The 17786-nt window shown below is 71.3% G+C and carries 16 protein-coding genes; 3 read left to right on the top strand and 13 right to left on the bottom strand.

What is annotated here, in order from left to right; translation table 11 throughout:
* Positions 1–3 precede the first annotated feature (3 nt).
* Positions 4–612: a TetR/AcrR family transcriptional regulator gene (locus tag FK530_RS11950; RefSeq protein WP_146487235.1), complete on the top strand. Its 609-nt coding sequence runs from the start codon at positions 4–6 to the stop codon at positions 610–612.
* Positions 609–2159, top strand: a complete 1551-nt coding sequence (locus FK530_RS11945) for a glycerol-3-phosphate dehydrogenase/oxidase (protein ID WP_231706601.1) — start codon at positions 609–611, stop codon at positions 2157–2159. The genes FK530_RS11950 and FK530_RS11945 overlap by 4 nt, the downstream gene beginning before the upstream one ends.
* On the opposite strand, the gene FK530_RS11940 is transcribed toward FK530_RS11945, so the two are convergent.
* From FK530_RS11940 to FK530_RS11910, 7 genes are all read right to left on the bottom strand, one after another.
* Positions 2153–3307, bottom strand: a complete 1155-nt coding sequence (locus FK530_RS11940; RefSeq protein ID WP_146487234.1) for a GTP-binding protein — start codon at positions 3305–3307, stop codon at positions 2153–2155. The two genes, FK530_RS11945 and FK530_RS11940, sit on opposite strands and share 7 nt — an antisense overlap.
* Before the next feature lie 47 nt (positions 3308–3354).
* Positions 3355–3843 carry an SRPBCC family protein gene (locus FK530_RS11935; protein ID WP_146487233.1) on the bottom strand — a complete coding sequence of 163 codons (489 nt, stop codon included), beginning with the start codon at positions 3841–3843 and terminating at the stop codon, positions 3355–3357.
* Positions 3840–4229 carry a metalloregulator ArsR/SmtB family transcription factor gene (locus FK530_RS11930; protein WP_231706600.1) on the bottom strand — a complete coding sequence of 130 codons (390 nt, stop codon included), beginning with the start codon at positions 4227–4229 and terminating at the stop codon, positions 3840–3842. The genes FK530_RS11935 and FK530_RS11930 overlap by 4 nt, the downstream gene beginning before the upstream one ends.
* 33 nt (positions 4230–4262) lie before the next feature.
* Positions 4263–5303, bottom strand: coding sequence for an Rv2578c family radical SAM protein (locus FK530_RS11925; protein ID WP_146487231.1), 1041 nt, complete (start codon positions 5301–5303; stop codon positions 4263–4265).
* A 66-nt stretch (positions 5304–5369) separates the two neighbouring features.
* Positions 5370–6062, bottom strand: a complete 693-nt coding sequence (locus tag FK530_RS11920) for a hypothetical protein (protein ID WP_146487230.1) — start codon at positions 6060–6062, stop codon at positions 5370–5372.
* 5 nt (positions 6063–6067) lie between these two features.
* A complete protein-coding gene (hisS, locus tag FK530_RS11915; protein ID WP_146487229.1) occupies positions 6068–7366 on the bottom strand; it encodes a histidine--tRNA ligase in 1299 nt (432 codons plus the stop codon).
* Positions 7363–8100 (bottom strand): MBL fold metallo-hydrolase, encoded by a 738-nt coding sequence (locus FK530_RS11910; RefSeq protein ID WP_146487228.1) that lies wholly within the window; start codon positions 8098–8100, stop codon positions 7363–7365. The genes hisS and FK530_RS11910 overlap by 4 nt, the downstream gene beginning before the upstream one ends.
* Before the next feature lie 108 nt (positions 8101–8208).
* Between FK530_RS11910 and FK530_RS11905 the strand changes: the two genes are divergently transcribed.
* Positions 8209–9309, top strand: a complete 1101-nt coding sequence (locus FK530_RS11905) for a peptidylprolyl isomerase (protein ID WP_146487227.1) — start codon at positions 8209–8211, stop codon at positions 9307–9309.
* Between the two features lie 115 nt (positions 9310–9424).
* Here FK530_RS11905 and FK530_RS11900 read toward each other — a convergent pair whose 3' ends face one another.
* The 6 genes from FK530_RS11900 to FK530_RS11875 form a co-directional block, all read right to left on the bottom strand.
* Positions 9425–11767, bottom strand: coding sequence for a RelA/SpoT family protein (locus FK530_RS11900; RefSeq protein ID WP_146487226.1), 2343 nt, complete (start codon positions 11765–11767; stop codon positions 9425–9427).
* Positions 11768–11806: 39 nt separating this feature from the next.
* Positions 11807–12367 carry an adenine phosphoribosyltransferase gene (locus FK530_RS11895; RefSeq protein ID WP_146487225.1) on the bottom strand — a complete coding sequence of 187 codons (561 nt, stop codon included), beginning with the start codon at positions 12365–12367 and terminating at the stop codon, positions 11807–11809.
* Positions 12360–13496 carry a protein translocase subunit SecF gene (gene secF, locus FK530_RS11890; RefSeq protein WP_146487224.1) on the bottom strand — a complete coding sequence of 379 codons (1137 nt, stop codon included), beginning with the start codon at positions 13494–13496 and terminating at the stop codon, positions 12360–12362. The genes FK530_RS11895 and secF overlap by 8 nt, the downstream gene beginning before the upstream one ends.
* Complete coding sequence (secD, locus tag FK530_RS11885; protein WP_146487223.1) at positions 13493–15055, bottom strand: protein translocase subunit SecD; 1563 nt, start codon at positions 15053–15055, stop codon at positions 13493–13495. Before secD ends, secF begins: the two co-directional genes overlap by 4 nt.
* A gap of 83 nt (positions 15056–15138) precedes the next feature.
* Positions 15139–15477, bottom strand: a complete 339-nt coding sequence (gene yajC, locus FK530_RS11880) for a preprotein translocase subunit YajC (protein WP_146487222.1) — start codon at positions 15475–15477, stop codon at positions 15139–15141.
* A 96-nt stretch (positions 15478–15573) separates the two neighbouring features.
* The gene (locus tag FK530_RS11875) at positions 15574–17682 is read right to left on the bottom strand and encodes a RecQ family ATP-dependent DNA helicase (RefSeq protein ID WP_146487221.1); all 2109 of its coding nucleotides are present in this window, start codon (positions 17680–17682) and stop codon (positions 15574–15576) included.
* Positions 17683–17786: the final 104 nt, after the last annotated feature.

Raw genomic sequence — 17786 nt, 5'->3', positions numbered from 1 at the left:
CACATGATGTCGCAGGATCTCAATCCCCGAGGGTCGTCTCCCCGCGGCCCGGCCAACGCCGTCGACGACGAGCACATCCTCGATGCGGCCCGCGACCTGATGTCCACCATCGGCATCCGCCGCACGACGATGGCCGACGTCGCCCGCACCGCACAGGTCTCGCGCGCCACGCTGTACCGCCGCTACCCCAACGTGCAGGCCCTCGCAGCCGCCGTCACCACCCGCGAGTTCGTCGCCGCGCTCTCCTCCATGGGCCTGTTCGACGGTGCCACCGGCCGCGAGACCGTCGCGCGCACGGTCGTGCACGTGACCGCCGCGGCGCGCTCGCACCCCCTGCTGCGGCGCATCGTCGAGCTGGACCCGGAGTTCCTCATGCCCTATCTGCTCCACCGGACCGGTCGCACGTCGCGCGCCCAACTCGAAGCCATCACCGGCGGTGTGGCCGCCGGGCAGGCCGACGGCAGCATCCGCGACGGTGAGCCCGCTGAGCTCGCGGCGGTCGTGCTGCAACTCGCCTGGTCGTCGGCGCTCACAGGACCCGTCTTCACCGAGTCGGCCGACCTGCTCGACGCGCAGCTCTTCGACCTCATCGACCGGTACCTGCAGCCGTGACCGCGGCCGTCGAATCCATCGCCCCCGCGGCCCGCCTCTCGGCGGCCCGGCGCGCCGCCGATCTTGCCGCACTGGCGGACGACCCGTCGGTCGACGTACTCGTCATCGGCGGCGGCGTCACCGGCACCGGCGTCGCGCTGGACGCGGCGAGCCGCGGTCTGCGGGTGGCCCTGGTCGAGAAGCACGACCTCGCCTTCGGCACGAGCCGCTGGTCCTCGAAGCTGGTGCACGGCGGCCTGCGTTACCTGGCCTCGGGCGCCGTGGGCATCGCCTACGAGAGCGCCGTCGAGCGCGATGCCCTGATCCGATCGATCGCGCCGCACCTGACCCGACCGCTGCCGCAGGTGGTGCCGCTGCTGGGCGACGTCTCGCGGCGTGACGCCGCGCTCACGCGGGTCGGATTCCTCGCGGGCGACGCGCTGCGCCTCGCCGCCCGCACTCCCGGCTCGGAACTCTCGCGCTCCCGCCGCATCTCCCCCGCCGACGTGATCGCGATGGCGCCCACGGTGCGCCGCGCAGGCCTGCGCGGCGGCCTTCTCAACTGGGACGGGCAGCTCACCGACGACGCCCGTCTCACGGTGGGCATCGCCCGCACCGCGGCGCGACACGGCGCCGTGATCCTCACGCACTGCGCGGCCTCCCAGGTCACCGGCACCGCGGCCACCGTCACCGACGAACTGACCGGTCACTCGGTGACGGTCCGCGCGAAGAGCGTGATCAACGCGACCGGCGTGTGGTCGGGCACCGTGGACCCCGCGGTCTCGCTGCGCCCCAGCCGGGGAACGCACCTCGTCTTCCGTCAGGAGAGCTTCGGTGGACTCTCCGCGGGCCTGACCGTGCCCGTCCCCGACTCCTTCGGCCGGTACGTCTTCGCGCTGCCGCAGCCGGACGGGCGGGTCTACGTGGGACTCACGGACGAGGAGGCCGACGGTGCCGTCCCCGACGTTCCGACCCCGTCGGACGCGGAGATCGACTTCCTGCTCGCGACGGTGAATCTCGCACTCGGCGCCCCCTTGACCCGGCACGACGTGGTCGGCACCTTCGCCGGCCTGCGCCCGCTCCTGAATTCGGGCGCCGGGAAGACCGCGGACGTCTCCCGCAAGCACGCCGTACTGACTCGCGGCGACGGCCTCGTGACCGTCGTGGGCGGCAAGCTCACGACGTACCGGCGGATGGCGGAGGACGCGGTCGACGCCGCGCTGGCCGCAACGGGTCTGGTGGCCGGCCCCTGCCTCACCCGGACCCTCCCCCTGGTCGGCGCGGCGCCGCGGAAGACGCTGCAGCACATCGACGCCCCGGAGCGGCTCGTCCGCGCCTACGGCACCGAGGCGCCCGCGGTGGTCGCGCTCGGCGAGGCCGATCCCGCGCTTGCGGAGCCGGTCGCCGCCGGCACCGACGTCACCGGCGCGGAACTCGTCTTCGGCGCGCTCGTCGAGGGCGCGATCACGCCGGCGGACCTCCTCGAGCGCCGCACGCGCCTCGCGCTCATCCCGGAGATCGCCGAGGCCGCCGCCGGCGCGGCGCAGTCGGCCCTCGCCGCTCAGTGACGGTGCGCCGGCACGTTCCAGGCCGGTAGTCGATCCGGATAGTCGACCCATGCTGCGGGCCCCTCGGCGACCTCGTCGTCAGTGAGCAGGGCCACGTCGAGCAGGGTGCGCATCCGTTCGGCGTCGAGCCGGACCCCGATGAACACCAGCTCCTGCTGCGGCGCACCGTCGACCTGCGACCAGTAGGCGGCGGGCTCGATCGTGAGATTCGGCCCGGCCTGGGACCAGAGCCCGACGAGGTCGGGCCGGCTGGCGATCCAGCAGAAGCCCTTGCTGCGGAGCACCGCCCGGACCTCGGAGAGGGATTCGAGGAGACGCTGCGGGTGGAAGGGCCGGTCGGCGCGGTAGGTCGTCGACGAGATGCCGTACTCCTCCGTCTCCGGGATGTGCCCGCCGATGACCTCGTCGTCCCATCCCGCGACCGAGGACGCGGCGTCGTGGTCGAACAGGCCGGTCCCGATCACTTCGGCGACCGCGATCGCACCGCGCGGGAGCGGGCGCACTCTGGCGCGCGGGTTGAGCCGACGGACCGTCGCCTCGACCGCGCCGCCGGCGGCCGCGGAGACCAGGTCGAGCTTGCTGATCAGCACCACATCCGCGAACTCCACCTGGTCGATCAGCAGGTCGGCGATGGAGCGCTCGTCCCCCGCCGCCGCCCCGAGCCCCCGCTGCGCGAGGCTCGTGCCGCGCGCGATCTCGCCGAGGAAGGTGCTCGCGTCCACGACCGTGACCATGGTGTCCAACGCGGCGACGTCTCCGAGGCGGCTGCCGTCGTCGAAGGTCCAGTCGAACGTCGCGGCGACGGGCATCGGCTCGGAGATGCCCGTCGACTCGATCACGAGGTGGTCGAAGCGCGGCCCACCCTCGGGGGTGCGTTGCCGCGCGATCGCGCCGACGGCGTCGACGAGGTCCTCGCGCAGGGTGCAGCAGATGCAGCCGTTACTGAGTTCGACGAGCTTCTCCTCGGTGCGGTCGAAACCGCCGAGGTCGACGAGGGCGGCGTCGACGTTGACCTCGCTCATGTCGTTGACGATGACGGCGATGCGCAGCCCGTCACGGTTCGTGAGGAGGTGATTGAGCAGGGTGGTCTTACCGGCGCCGAGGAAGCCGGAGAGGACGGTGACGGGCAACGGGGATGAGGCAGGCATGCCACTAATAGTAATCATTTCCATTAGTAGCGGCGACGACAGACCCCTCAGTCGCCGCCGTAGTGCTTCGACATCGCCGGGAAGTAGTCATCGAAATCCGGTGCGGCATCGCCGCTCTCGGCGGCGACGAGCGCGTCGAGGTAGTACTCCCACCCCGGTCCGACCTCCGCCGCGTTCGCCGCGCCGTCGAGGTGATGCACGAAGGTCAGGCGCGTGCGGTCACCGTCGCGCTCGACGAGCGCCTCGAGGTTCCACTCGCCGTACTCGTCCTTGGCGTGCACGCCGAGGCGGCGGGGCGGCTCACACGCGGTGATGGTCATGGGCATCACCGGCGCCCCCTCCTCGAAGCCCATCGTCACCCGCACCACCGCACCCACCCCGGGCTCGCCGGTCCACGCCCCGAACCATCGCGCGGTCCGGTCCGGCTCCGTGATCGAAGCCCAGACATCCTCCACCCCGGCGACGAAGTAGCGCTCGAGTATCAGGTCGCGCCCGTCGCCGGTGGACTCCACACGTCCCGTCGCCCGCTTGGTCATGCCGTTCCCCGTTCATTCGTTCGGTCGATGCCGTTCCCAGGATTCGCACTTGGAGCGCTGTCGCGCCGCGCGCGGCGCACCTCGGTGTCCAGCGCGGGCGAGGCGAGCAGACCCCCGAGCCGCGCGGAGCCGCGCACCCGCGCCAGCCAACCGTCGACCTCGTCGAGGGCGCCGAGCCGTAGCACGTACGACCGCTCGCGGCCGTCCTCGCCCAACGGTCCGCCCTCCACCACCCCCGCGTCGCGCAGGACGCGGAGATGTCGACTGACGGCCGGCCGACTGATGTCGAACTCGCCGGCGATCTGGCCCGCGGTCATCGGAGTCCCGCTCAGCAGGACGACAATCCTCCGGCGAACCGGGTCGGCGATGGCGGTGAAGACGCTCACCGGAAAAGCGTAACGCATTGGTTACGCACCTGTCTAGAAGAGCGACTCCTGAAGATCGGGCGCGGCGGAGCCGTCGACCCGCGGGGCGCGCGGCGCGCGCGGCGGCGGGCTCGCGTAGGGATCCTCCAGCCGCATCAGGCCGAACTCCTCGAGCATCGGGGTGACGCGGGCGCGCAGGTGCGTGCGGTACTCCGACGAGACGCGGCCCGTGGAGCCGTACAGCTGGCGGTAGCGCCGCACCAGCATCGGATGGTTCTCCGACAGCCACCCGAGGAACCACTCCCGGTACCGCCCGGTGAGGTTCAGCGCCATGACCGAGGCGCTGGTGGCCCCGGCGTCCGCGAGCGCGGCGATCAGTGCGCGCAGCGACGCGGCGTCGTCAGTGAGGTAGGGCACCACCGGCGCGACCATGACGTGGCAGTCGAACCCCGCCTCCGCGATCGCGCGGATGAGTTCCAGGCGCGCTTCGGGTTTGGGCGTGCCCGGCTCCAGCGAGCGCTGCAGCTCCGGGTCGAGCAGTGCCAGCGACACCGACAGTTGTACCGGGACCCGAGTGGCAGCGGTCGTCAGCAGCGGGAGATCGCGCCGCAGCAGCGTCCCCTTCGTGAGGATCGAGATCGGCGAGCCCGCGCCGGCCAACGCCCCGATCACACCCGGCATCAGGCGATAGCGGCCCTCGGCGCGCTGGTAGGGATCGGTGTTGGTGCCGAGCGCGACCGGCTCCCCCCGCCAGGACGCGCGCCGCAGTTCCTTCTTGAGGACCGAGACCAGATTCGTCTTCACCACGATCTGCGAGTCGAAGTCACCGCCGGCGTCGAACTCGAGGTACTCGTGACTCGACCGGGCGAAACAGTAGGTGCACGCGTGCGTGCATCCGCGGTACGGGTTGACAGTCCAGGAGAAGGGCATGGCCGACGACTCCGGCACCCTGTTCAGCGCGCTCTTGCACAGCACCTCGTGGAAGGTGACGCCCTCGAACTCCGGCGTCGTGACCGTGCGCCCGACGCCCTCGAGGCCCGGCAGCGCACGCACGCCCGAACCGGCATCACTCAGCAGCTGACCGTCCCATCGCACACCGCCATTCGAACATGTGGTTCGATGACAGTCAAGCGTTCGAACACCGCGCGTCCACCGCCACCTCTACCACGGAGGGCGGGCGATCTCGTCCACCTCGTCGGCCGTGAACACCAGTTCCTCCGCGCCACCGACCTCTCGCGCGATCCCCGCCGCGCGGAACAGCGGACGGTCGCGCATCGGCATCGACGCGGCCTGGCCGCGCGACTGCTCGGCGAGCACCCGTCCGATGTCGCGCACCTCGGGGCGACGGTTCCGGTCGAGCGCCTCCGCGAGCCGGCGCGTGCCCAGCATCGGCAGCTCGCGGCCCCGCACACGACCGCGAGCGGGGCCCTCGTACAGGGCGATCGGCAGGCGCATCGTCGTGCGCCCGTGCCGGATGCGCAACGAGACCTGCGCGAGCCGTGCCACCTCCGCGACCAGGTCGACCTCGTCGGCGTCCATCAGGTTGACGCGCTGCGTCCGCAGCGTCCGGCGGGTGAGCACGCGGTGATCGAGCACCACTCGACGCCGCGCGACGCCGAGATAGCCGCCCAGGCCCGGCGCGGCGCCCGCGACCAGGACCGCGATGCCCCACATCGGTCCGGCGAGGACGGTGACGACCACCGCGATCACGACGGTCACCGCGAGTCCCACGGCCACCGCGCGGCGCACCTTGGGCAGCACCATGCGCGGCGGGATCAAGTCCACGTCGACGGCGTCCTCCGCGCTCAGCTCCCGCGGGTCGCGGGCGCCGGGCTCGGCGGGACTGGAGGACACGCGGGCTACCCTGCGCTCTCGGCGCTCTCGGTCACGATCACGCCCACGACGGTATCGATCGGGAGGGCCCGCTGCTCACCCTTCGCGAGATCCTTGACCATCACGACGCCCTGTTCGAGCTCGGAATCGCCCAGGATCAGGGCGAATCGGGCACCCGAACGGTCCGCGGCCTTCATCGCGCCCTTCATGGCACGGTTGCCGTACGCCATGTCGGACGCGACCCCGGCCTGCCGCAGGCGCCCCAGTAGCGGCACCATCGCATCGCGCGCGGCGTCACCGAGGGGCACGCCGAAGGCGGTGACCCGCGGCGCCGACGGGGCGCGCTTGCCCTCCGCGGCCAGGGCGAGCAGGGTGCGATCGACGCCGAGGCCGAAGCCCACGCCCGTGACGCCTTCACGCCCGCCGAGCTGCTCGACGAGACCGTCGTAGCGGCCGCCGCCGCCGATGCCCGACTGGGCACCCAGGCCGTCGTGGACGAACTCGAAACACGTCTTCGTGTAGTAGTCGAGGCCGCGGACCAGGCGCGGATTCACGACGTAGGGCACACCGAGCGCGTCGAGGTAGCCGAGCACCTTCTCGAAGTGCTCCTTGGGCTCCGGCGTCAGGTTGTCGATCATGAGCGGCGCGTCGGCCGTCATGGCCCTCACCTCCGGCCGCTTGTCGTCCAGCACCCGGAGCGGGTTGATCTCGGCACGGCGCCGCGTCTCCTCGTCGAGGTCGAGCGCGAACAGGAACTCCTGCAGCTTCTCCCGGTACTGCGGGCGACAGGTGCCGTCGCCGAGGCTCGAGACCTCCAGGCGGAAACCGTCGAGGCCGACGCTGCGGTACGCGCGGTCCGCGACCGCGATCACCTCGGCGTCGAGCGCGGGGTCGTCGACCCCGATGGCCTCGATGCCCACCTGTTGCAACTGCCGGTAGCGCCCTTCCTGAGGCCGTTCGTACCGGAAGAACGGCCCGGCGTAGGCGGCCTTGACCGGCAGCTGGCCGCGGTCGAGTCCGTGCTGCAGCACCGCGCGGACCACACCTGCGGTGCCCTCGGGACGCAGCGTCACCGAGCGGTCGCCACGGTCGGCGAAGGTGTACATCTCCTTGGCGACGACGTCGGTCGACTCGCCGACGCCGCGCGCGAACAGCGTGGTGTCCTCGAAGATCGGCAGCTCGATGTAGCCGTACCCCGCCTCGGCGGTCGCCCGCAGCAGCGCGGTGCGCACGGCGAGGAAATCGGCGGAGCTGTTCTTCTCCCCCGACGGCACCGGGATGTAGTCGGGAATGCCCTTGGGAGCCTGGAAGCTACCGGCGCTCACAGTCCGTATCGTCCTTTCCGCTCAGCGGGTGTCTCGGTACCCGTGAGCCCCTGCAGGAACGGGTTCGACGCCCGCTCCCGCCCGATGGTGGTGGCCGGGCCGTGGCCCGGCAGGACGACGGTGTCGTCCCGCAGCGGCAGCAGCTTCGCCGCGATCGAGCCCAGCAGCTGCTCGTGGCTCCCGCCCGGCAGATCCGTCCGGCCGATGGACCCCTGGAACAGGACGTCGCCGTCGAAGGCGACGGTGACCGTCTCGCCCTCGACCGGGGTACCGGCACCGTCGACCGCGGGCGCGTCGACGGTGAAGACGATCGAGCCCGCCGAGTGGCCGGGCGCATGGTCGACGCCGAAGGTGATGCCCGCCAGGGTGACGGGCTCGCCGTCGACGAGGTCGATCACCTTCTGCGGCTCGACGAAGACCTGATCCCCGATCATCGCGCCGAGCGCGGCCCCGATCCCGACGGCGGGATCCGCGAGCATCGGCCGGTCCGCCTCGTGGATGTGCACGGGGATGCCGAACTCGTCGGCGAAGGGCTGCGCGGTCCACGTGTGGTCGAGGTGACCGTGCGTGAGCAGGACCGCGACGGGGTTGAGCCGGTGCTCGGCCAGGAGCTGCTTGAGGGGCTCGACGGCGTCCTGACCGGGGTCGATGACGACGGCGTCGGAGTCCGGACCGGCCGCGACGACGTAGCAGTTGGTCTGGAACACCCCCGCGGGGAATCCGGTGATCAGCATCCGACCATTGTGGCACCAGACCCGGTGGCGGCGTCTATCAGGTTTAACTGGCAGACTTGGCGATCAGTTGTGCCCGCCGGATGTCGGTAATGAGGAGGTCGTCACACCGTGCCGAGCAATGAAGAGCGCCGCCAGGCCGCCCGCGAGAAGCTGGCGAAGCAGAACGAGCGGCGTGAGGCCGACGCGCGCAAGCGCAAGATCAAGGCGGGTGCCGTCGCCGGCGTCGTCGTGGTCGCGCTCGTCGCCGCCGGCTGTTACATCTGGCTCCCGCAGGGGCCCCGGGCCCCGCTCCGGGTCGGCGCCGAGGACCGCTACAAGTCGCTCCACGTGACGTGCGATTTCGCCGATCGTCCCGATCAGGCGGCCGCGCTGCGCGAGAACATCACCAAGGCGCGCGGGCAGATCGCGCAGCAGAAGGCCGGCATGGCCAAGATGCCCGCCGATCAGCAGAAGACCGCTCAGGAGCAGATCGACACCGTCGAGAAGCAGATCGTCGAGGCGGAGAAGGCGCTGCCCGCGCTGGACACGCTGACCGGGAAGAACAAGGGCGTCACCAAGCCCGACGGCAAGGACGTCCCGAACACCGGAACCGCGAACGGCACCATCACGACCAACGCCGGCGCGATCGGTTTCGAGCTCGACCGGTCGAAGGCTCCGTGCAACGTGCAGACCTTCCTGACGCTCATCGAGGCGAAGTACTTCGACGGCACCCCCTGCCACCGCGAGGTGGCGAACACGGCGGATCCCAAGGCCGGGACCTCCGACCTGTTCGTGCTCCAGTGCGGCGACCCGACCGGCACGGGCAGCGGCGGCCCGAGCTGGACCTCCCCCGACGAGAAGCCGACCTTCCTCAAGGAGGCGGGCGGCTCCGCGAACCCGATGCAGCAGACGCCGAACGTGGTCTACCCCGCCGGCACGATCGCGGTCGCGAACGCGAACTCCGAGGCGAACCCGATGACGGGCCAACCGGCCACCACGAACACCGGGTCCAGCCAGTTCTTCCTGGTCTACAAGGAGACGACCCTGCCCGCGAACTACGCCGTGATCGGCAAGGTCGACGATGCGGGCCTGACGGTGCTGCAGATGATCGCGAAGAAGGGCATCGTCCCCAAGGACGGCGACCCCGCGCCGAAGCCGGGCGACAAGCCCGTCACCGACGGCAAGCCCAAGGAGCCGGTGAACATCACCACCATGGCGCTCGCCCAGTAGCAGGCGACACCGCGAAGGCCCCCGCTCCGGCGGGGGCCTTCGTCGTCGCCGGGAATCGCGAGCGCGCCGGCGGGCGCGCGGGGCGGCTATGGGGCGCGCGGCCGTGCCCGGGCGGCTACTGCGCGGAGGTCACGCGGTAGACGTCGTACACGCCCTCCACGTTGCGCACCACGTTGAGCACGTGCCCGAGGTGCTTCGGATCGCCCATCTCGAAGGTGAAGCGCGACACCGCGACCCGGTCGCGTGACGTGGTGACCGACGCCGAGAGGATGTTCACCTTCTCGTCGGCGAGCACCTTCGTCACGTCGGACAGCAGGCGGTGCCGGTCGAGCGCCTCCACCTGGATCGCGACCAGGAAGACCGACGACGCCGACGGCGCCCACTTCACGTCCAGGAAGCGCTCCGGCTCCTTGCGCAGCTCGGCGACGTTGGTGCAGTCGGTGCGGTGCACACTGACGCCGCCACCCCGGGTCACGAAGCCGACGATCTCGTCGCCGGGCACCGGGGTGCAGCACTTGGCGAGCTTCGCGAGCACGCCCGGCTGGCCGGTGACGAGCACGCCGACGTCCGTCGTCGCGGTGGGGCCGGAGATGGTCGACGGGGTGCTGCGCTCGGCGAGTTCCTCCGTCGCCTCCTCGATGCCGCCGAGTTGTTCGAGCATCCGCTGCACGACGGTGTGCGCGGACACCTGGTGCTCGCCCACGGCCGTGTAGAGCGCTGAGACGTCCGCGTAGCGCAGTTCCTTGGCGATGCCCGCCATCGACTCCGCGTTCGTCAGGCGTTGCAGTGGGAGGCCGGAACGGCGCACCTCCTTGGCGATGGCGTCGCGGCCGTTCTCCAGCGCCTCCTCGCGGCGCTCCTTGGCGAACCACTGCCGGATCTTGGCCTTCGCGCGCGGGGAGACGACGAAGGACTGCCAGTCGCGGGACGGGCCGGCGTTCTCCGCCTTGCTGGTGAAGACCTCGACGACCTCACCGTTCTCGAGTTTGCGCTCCAGCGCCACGAGCCGGCCGTTCACGCGGGCGCCGATGCACCGATGTCCCACCTCGGTGTGCACGGCGTAGGCGAAGTCCACCGGGGTGCTGCCCGCGGGCAGCGTGATGACGTCACCCTTGGGCGTGAAGACGAAGATCTCCTTGACCGCGAGGTCGTAACGGAGCGACTCGAGGAACTCCCCCGGGTCCGCCGCCTCCCGCTGCCAGTCGAGCAGCTGACGCATCCACGCCATGTCGTCGACCTCGGCCAGGTCCGACCCCTTGGCGCCGCCGCCCGCGCGCCCCTTCGTCTCCTTGTAGCGCCAGTGCGCGGCGATGCCGAACTCGGCCGTCCGGTGCATCTCGCGCGTGCGGATCTGCACTTCGAGGGGCTTGCCCTCCGGGCCGATCACGGTCGTGTGCAGCGACTGGTAGACGCCGTACCGCGGCTGCGCGATGTAGTCCTTGAACCGGCCCGCCATCGGCTGCCACAGCGAGTGCACGGTGCCGACGGCGGCGTAGCAGTCACGGACCTCGTCGCACAGGATCCGCACGCCGACCAGGTCGTGGATGTCGTCGAAGTCGCGGCCCTTGACGATCATCTTCTGGTAGATCGACCAGTAGTGCTTGGGGCGGCCCTGCACGTCGGCCACGATCCGCTGCGCCGCCAGCGCCCCGTTGATCTCCGCGCGCACCGCGGCCAGGTAGGTGTCGCGCGACGGTGCCCGGTCGGCCACGAGCCGCACGATCTCGTCGTACTTCTTCGGGTGGAGGATGGCGAAGGCCAGGTCCTCGAGCTCCCACTTGACCGTCGCCATGCCGAGGCGGTGCGCCAGCGGGGCGATCACCTCGAGCGTCTCGCGGGCCTTGCGGGCCTGCTTCTCCGGCGGCAGGAACCGCATGGTGCGCATGTTGTGCAGCCGGTCCGCGACCTTGATCACCAGCACGCGCGGATCGCGGGCCATCGCGATGATCATCTTGCGAATGGTCTCGGCCTCGGCCGCGCTGCCGAGCGCGACCTTGTCCAGCTTCGTGACGCCGTCCACCAGGTGGGCCACCTCGGGGCCGAACTCGGTGGTGAGCTGCTCGAGGCTGTACCCCGTGTCCTCGACGGTGTCGTGCAGCAGCGCCGCCACCAGCGTCGTCGTGTCCATACCGAGCTCGGCGAGGATCGTCGCCACCGCGAGGGGATGGGTGATGTACGGATCGCCCGACTTGCGCATCTGGCTGGCGTGCCGCTGCTCCGCCACGTCGTAGGCGCGCTCGATCAGCGCGACGTCGGCCTTGGGGTAGACCTCGCGGTGCAGCGCCACGAGCGGCTCCAGCACCGGCCGCACGTGGTTGCGGGTCCCCGTCATGCGGCGGGCCAGGCGCGCCCGTACGCGGCGCGTCGTGGACCCCGTGGTCTCCAGGTTGGGCGGGCCCTGCTGCCCCGCCCCGGCGGGTGTGCGCGCGGCGTCGGAACCCTGAGACTGCAGCGACATGGTGCCTCCCCGCCCGGACGACGTGATTGGACTAGGGATTCAGCCTACCGAGATGGCCGAGACCGCGATGGCACCGCCGGGCAATTCCTGCAGTCGCGCCCGCCCGCCGAGTGCCCCGAGCTCGAGAACGACCGACACGCGCTCGACGATCGCACCCGCGCGGCGCAGCAGCCCGACCGCCGCCGAGACCGTGCCGCCGGTGGCGAGCACATCGTCGACGATCAGGATCCGCTTCCCCTCCAGGGCGATGCCCTCCGCCGGGATCTCGAGCGCGGCGGAACCGTATTCGAGCTGGTAATCCTCGCGCAGCACGGGAGGAGGCAGCTTGCCGGCCTTCCGCACCGCGAGGGTGCCGACGCCGAGGCGCAGGGCCACGCCGGAGCCCAGGAGGAAGCCGCGGGCGTCCAGGCCCGCCACCAGGTCGACGGTGACGGCCCCCTCCGGCCCGCGGCCCGCGGCCGCGAGTCCGTCGATGACCGCCGCGAGGGCGGCACCGTCGGCGAAGACGGGCGTCAGGTCGGCGAAGACCACTCCCGGCTCGGGGAAGCCGGCGACGTGCCGCGTGTGCGCGGCGACCGCCGCGCGGGCCGCGTCAGTCACGACGACGGCCGCGCTTGGTCTGCGGGCGGGCCGGCGCCTTGTCGAGCCGCACCGCGCCCGCGTCCGTCGCGGCAGCGGTGTCGGCGGACTCCCCCGCTTCCGCGCGGGCCCGGCGGGCGAGCACCTTCTCGTTGTGCGCCCGGTACTGCGGCCGGCGCTCCTTGAGCGAGACCAGCAGCGGCGACGCGAAGAAGACCGACGAGTACGTGCCGACCACGACGCCCACCAGCTGGATCAGACCGAGGTCCATCAGGGTGCCGACACCCAGCATGCCCGCGGCGACCACCATCAGCGCGATGATCGGCAGCGCCGAGATCACCGTGGTGTTGATCGACCGCATGAGGGTCTGGTTCACCGCGAGGTTGGCCTGTTCGGCGTACGTGCGTCGACTCGTGTTGAGCACGCCGCGGACGTTCTCCTCGACCTTGTCGAAGACGACCACCGTGTCGTACAGCGAGAAGCCGAGAATGGTGAGCAGGCCGATCACGGTCGCGGGGCTGACCTCGAAGCCGGACCAGGCGTACACGCCCGCGGTGACCACCACGTCGAAGAACAGCGAGGCGAGCGCGGCGAGCGCCATGTCCCACTCGCGGAAGCGGACGGCGATGTACACCGTGACCAGCACCAGGAAGACGGCCAGCGCCAGCAGGCCGCGTTGGGTGATCTGGTCGCCCCAGGTGGAGCTCACGCCGGAGAAGCTGATCGTGTTCTCGGCCGGCTTCCCGTCCTGCGCGGGCGGGTGGAAGGTCTCGAACAGCGCGTCGCGGGCCTGCGTGATCTGGTTGTTGCTGAGCTCGGACAGCGCCACCTGGTAGGTCTGCGCGGCCCCGGTGCCGGCGGTCTGCACAGCCGAGGGCTCGACGCCCGTGGCCTCGCGCACCGTCTCGCGGACCTTCGCGGTGTCGACCTGTGCGTTCCCCACGGGGAACGAGATCTGCGTGCCGCCCTCGAAGTCGATGCTGAACTTGAAGCCCGGGATCAGGATGCCCAGGAAGGCGATCACGATGATCACGCCCGTGGCGATGTAGTAGCGATTGCGCTTGCCCACGATGTCGAAGGCGCCCGTACCCGTGTACAGCTTGGTGAAGAAGGAGGCCTTCTTCTCGCTCTCGATGCTGGTGTCGGTCATGCGGACGCCTCCCCGGTGGTAGCTGCGGCCCGCTTGCGCTCACGGCCGATCGCCGCCACGGCGCCGAGGCCGTTCATCGACGGCTTGGCGAAGAACTCGGTCTTCGACGCGAAGTACACGAGCGGGTGGGTGACGAGGAAGACGATCACCACGTCGAGGATCGTCGACAGGCCGAGCGTGAAGGCGAAGCCCTGGACATCCCCCACGGCCAGCACGTACAGCACGACGGCGGAGAGCAGCGAGACCGCGTTGCCCGTCCAGATGGTGCGCCGGGCGCTGGCCCATCCTCGAGGGACCGCGGACCGGAAACTGCGGCCCTCTCTGATCTCGTCCTTGATGCGCTCGAAGTAGACGACGAACGAGTCGGCCGTCATGCCGATACCGATGATGATGCCGGCGATGCCCGCGAGGTCGAGCGAGTAGCCGATCCACCGGCCCAGCAGCACGAGCAGGCCGTAGAGCAGGGCGATCGACAGCGCCAGCGACAGCGCGACCAGCACGCCGAGCGCGCGGTAGTAGGCGAGCGCGTAGATCAGGACGAGGACCAGGCCGATCGCGCCCGCGATGAGGCCTGCCTTGAGCGACTCGAAGCCGAGCGTGGCGCTCACGGTCTGCGCGGTGCCGGCCTTGAAGGAGAGCGGGAGCGAACCGTACTTCAGGACGCCCGCGAGGTCGCCGGCGGTCTGCTGGTTGAAGTCGCCGGTGATCTGCGTCTGCCCGCCGGTGATGGGCCCGTTGATGTTCGGCGCGGTGATGACCTGGGAGTCGAGGACGAAGGCGGCCTGCTTGCCGACGTTCTTCGAGGTGAAGTCCGCCCACACCTTCGAGGCCTCGCCGGTGAACTCCAGGGTCACGACGTACTGGACCTGGTTCTGCGGGATGCCCGACGAGGCGTTCTTGATCGACTGCCCGTCGATGATCGCGGGGCCCAGCGTGTACACGCTGCGCGGCTGCCCCTCCTTGCGCTCCTCCGGGCGGTCGCACGTGATGAGCGGCTTGGCGGGATCGTCGTTCCCGGCCAGGGGATCCGACGGCAGGTTGCAGTTGAGGGACTCGAGGGTCTTCTTCTGCACCGCGGGGTCGGTCGACTGGCGCGTGGCGCGTGCCTCGTCGATCGCCTTCTTCGCGGCGGCGGGATCCGTCAGGTCGGGCGCGGGCGTGTTGACCGCGGCGGCCGGCTGCGAGCCGAGCACGGGCCGCACCTTGAGCTGGGCCGTCTGGCCGAGGGTACGGGCCTGGTCGCCGTCGCTGCCGGGCACCGTGATGATCAGGTTCCGCCCGTTGATCTTGACCTCGGAGCCGGAGACGCCGAGGCCGTTGACGCGCTTGTTGATGATGTCGCGCGCCTGCTCCATCTGGTCCGACTGGGGCGGCTGACCGTCCGGGGTGACGGCCTGCAGCACGACGGAGGTGCCGCCCTGCAGGTCGATGCCGAGCTTGGGCGTGGGCTCGCGGTCGCCGGTGAAGAACACCAGCCCGAAGACCACAAGCAAGATCAGCCCGAAGGCGATGAGGAGCCGCGACTCGGTGCGGTCGCTGCTCGATGTTTTCCTGGCCACGGGCGGTTACGACTCCTCGGCGTGGAGAACTTCTCCGGCGGCGGTCCGCCGGAGAAGTTCGTCAGTGGTGACGGTGATGCGGGTCAGCGGTCCTCGGAGCGCTTGTCCAGGTCGATGTGGCCGTCCTCGTCGGTGATGGTCTCGATCGACGGGGCGCCGAGCTCCTCCGGGGTCAGCACCTTCGCGACGGCGCGGCGGACCCAGGTGGTGGTGATCCCGGGAGCGATCTCGAGGTCGACGGTGTCCTCGCCGAGCCCCACGACGGTGCCGTACAGGCCCGTGCTGGTCATGACCTTGGTGCCCACGGTGAGGGCGGCCTGCATCTCCATGGTCTCGTTCATCTGCTTCTTCTGCTTCCGGAACTGGAAGAACATGAAGACGAGCATGAGGACGAGCAGTAGGGGCAGGATCAGGTTCGGCATGGTTCTCCTCGGTGGTGTGGACGCGGACGCTCCGCGGCCTCGCCGCCCGGGTCGTAGGCAGCACTCGGTGTTCCAGTGTTCCACATCTCGCGCGGGTCAGGCGGGACGGTGCACCACCAGCGGCAGCACCACGGCCGCGCCGGCCTCCCGGAGCCGCGCCGCCGCGACGGTGACGGCCCAGCCCGTGCCCGATTCGTCGACGACGAGCAGCACCGACCTGCCCCGGACCGCGTCGGCGGCCGGGCCGGCGTCGATCGCGTCCAACCAGTGCGCGGCCTCCTGCGCCCCGGAGGCGTCGCGCCCCGGCGCGGGGCCGCGGGGCACCGGCAGGGTCACCCGCTCGAGCCGGCCCACCTCGGCGATCCGATCGGCGACGGGCTCGACGGGCGTGGGCCGGTCGGTCAGCTGCAGCGAGGCGACGACCTCGGGGCGGGCGCGCCACTGGTCGCGCCAGCGCGACAGCGCGGCGACGGCGGCGTCGGCGAGATCGGCGGTGGCCTGGGGGTCCCCCGAACGCGCCGCCGCGAGGGTGCCGGTCCATTCCGGGGCGTCGGCGAAGACCAGCACCCGGCCGGGCTCGGCCGCGAGGTCCGGCTGGATCCGGCCCTTGCGGCCCGCCACCCCGCCGGGCCACATCTTGCGCGGCTCGAGCACCTGGCTCTGGGACCGGAGCGCACCGGCGACCGCGCGGGCCGTGTCCGGCGGGACGGGTTCCCCGAGCCCGTCGGGTACGTGGCCGAGGCACACCGAGCAACGGCCGCACGGCGCGGCCTCGGGATCGTCGAGCGATTCGGTGAGCAGCTGCATCAGGCAGCGCTCGCCGCGGGTGTAAGCCCGCATGATGTCGGCCTCGCGGCGCCGGGTCGCGACGATCCCGTCGTAGTGGGCGCCGTCGTAGTGCCAGGGCGCGCCCGTGACGCGGTAGCCGCCCTGGACCCGGTCCACGGCGCCGTCGACCGCGAGCTGCTTGAGCATGAGCTCGATCCGGGTGCGGCGGATGCCCGTGGCGGCCTCGAGCGCGATGGCCGAGAGCCCCTCCCCCGACTCGTCCTCCGCCAGCGCACCGAGTACGCGCTCCATCTGCTGCGGGTCCGGGATGGTCGCGGTGGCGAAGTAGTCCCACACCCCCGCGTCGGACTCCGAGGGCAGCAGCGCGACGACGGCGTGGTCGATGGCACGGCCGGCACGGCCGACCTGCTGGTAGTAGGAGACGGGCGAAGGCGGCGAGCCGACGTGCACCACGAAGCCGAGGTCCGGCTTGTCGAAGCCCATGCCGAGCGCCGAGGTGGCGACGAGCGCCTTGATCTCGTTGGCGCGCAGCGCGTCCTCGAGCCGGGCGCGGGTGTCCGGGTCGAGCTTGCCGGTGTAGGCGGCCACCGGGTACCCGGGGCCGTGCACGGCCCGGATGCCGTCCACGAGGCGTTCGGCGTCCGCCACCGTCAGCGCGTAGACGATGCCGGAGCCGGGCAGGTCCGGCAGATGCCGCGCGACCCACGCGTAGCGGGTGATCGGGGCCAGGGCGGGCAGCACGTTGAGCTGCAACGAGCGGCGCGCCAGCGGCCCGCGCAGCACCAGCGTGGCGTCGCCGAGCTGCGCGGCGACGTCGTCGGTGACGCGGGCGTTGGCGGTCGCGGTGGTCGCCAGCACCGGGGTCTGCGGGTGCAGCCGGGTGAGCACGTCGGACACGCGGCGGTAGTCGGGACGGAAGTCGTGGCCCCAGTCCGAGACCGCGTGCGCCTCGTCGATCACGAGCAGGCCGAGGGAACCCTCGAGGGCGTCCAGGACGCGCCGCCCGAAGGACGGGTTCGCGAGCCGCTCCGGCGAGACGAGCAGGACATCGACCTCTCCGGCAGCCAGTGCCGCCTCGATCGTGTTCCATTCCTCGAAGTTCGACGAGTTCAGGGTCGCTGCGCGCAGGCCTGCGCGCTCGGCGGCGGCGACCTGATCCCGCATCAACGAGAGCAGCGGCGAAACGATCAGCGCGGGGCCGGCGCCCTCCGCCCGGCGCAGCGCCGTGGCCACCCAGTACACGGCCGACTTGCCCCAGCCCGTCGCCTGCACCACCAGCACCCTGGCCGCGGGTTCCAGCAGGGCGGCGACCGCCGTCTCCTGGTCGGCCCGCAGCTCTGCGCCGGGCCCGGCGAGCGCCTCGATCACTCGCCGGGCGCGATCCGCCCGCTCTCCCGTGAGCATTCGTTCCGTCATCGCCGAGACTCCCCTGATCGGTTGCACCCCGAGGCTAGACGGCCCCACCGACAACCGTCCGCAGGACGGTCCTAGCATCGGACACCGTGAACCCCGTCGCGGCC

This window comes from Tsukamurella conjunctivitidis (assembly GCF_007858475.1).
In the GTDB taxonomy this organism is placed as follows: Bacteria; Actinomycetota; Actinomycetes; order Mycobacteriales; family Mycobacteriaceae; genus Tsukamurella; species Tsukamurella conjunctivitidis.
Note: the sequence above shows the minus strand (reverse complement) of the source record. Positions and strands in the feature narration are given on the sequence as shown.

Excerpts from the sequence above, each read along its gene's own strand:
- FK530_RS11950 (WP_146487235.1), top strand. The coding sequence starts at position 4 with ATGATGTCGCAGGATCTCAATCCCCGAGGGTCGTCTCCCCGCGGCCCG.
- FK530_RS11940 (WP_146487234.1), bottom strand. The coding sequence starts at position 3,307 with ATGCCTGCCTCATCCCCGTTGCCCGTCACCGTCCTCTCCGGCTTCCTC.
- FK530_RS11935 (WP_146487233.1), bottom strand. The coding sequence starts at position 3,843 with ATGACCAAGCGGGCGACGGGACGTGTGGAGTCCACCGGCGACGGGCGC.
- FK530_RS11910 (WP_146487228.1), bottom strand. The coding sequence starts at position 8,100 with ATGCTGATCACCGGATTCCCCGCGGGGGTGTTCCAGACCAACTGCTAC.
- FK530_RS11900 (WP_146487226.1), bottom strand. The coding sequence starts at position 11,767 with ATGTCGCTGCAGTCTCAGGGTTCCGACGCCGCGCGCACACCCGCCGGG.
- secF (WP_146487224.1), bottom strand. The coding sequence starts at position 13,496 with ATGACCGACACCAGCATCGAGAGCGAGAAGAAGGCCTCCTTCTTCACC.
- yajC (WP_146487222.1), bottom strand. The coding sequence starts at position 15,477 with ATGCCGAACCTGATCCTGCCCCTACTGCTCGTCCTCATGCTCGTCTTC.
- FK530_RS11875 (WP_146487221.1), bottom strand. The coding sequence starts at position 17,682 with ATGACGGAACGAATGCTCACGGGAGAGCGGGCGGATCGCGCCCGGCGA.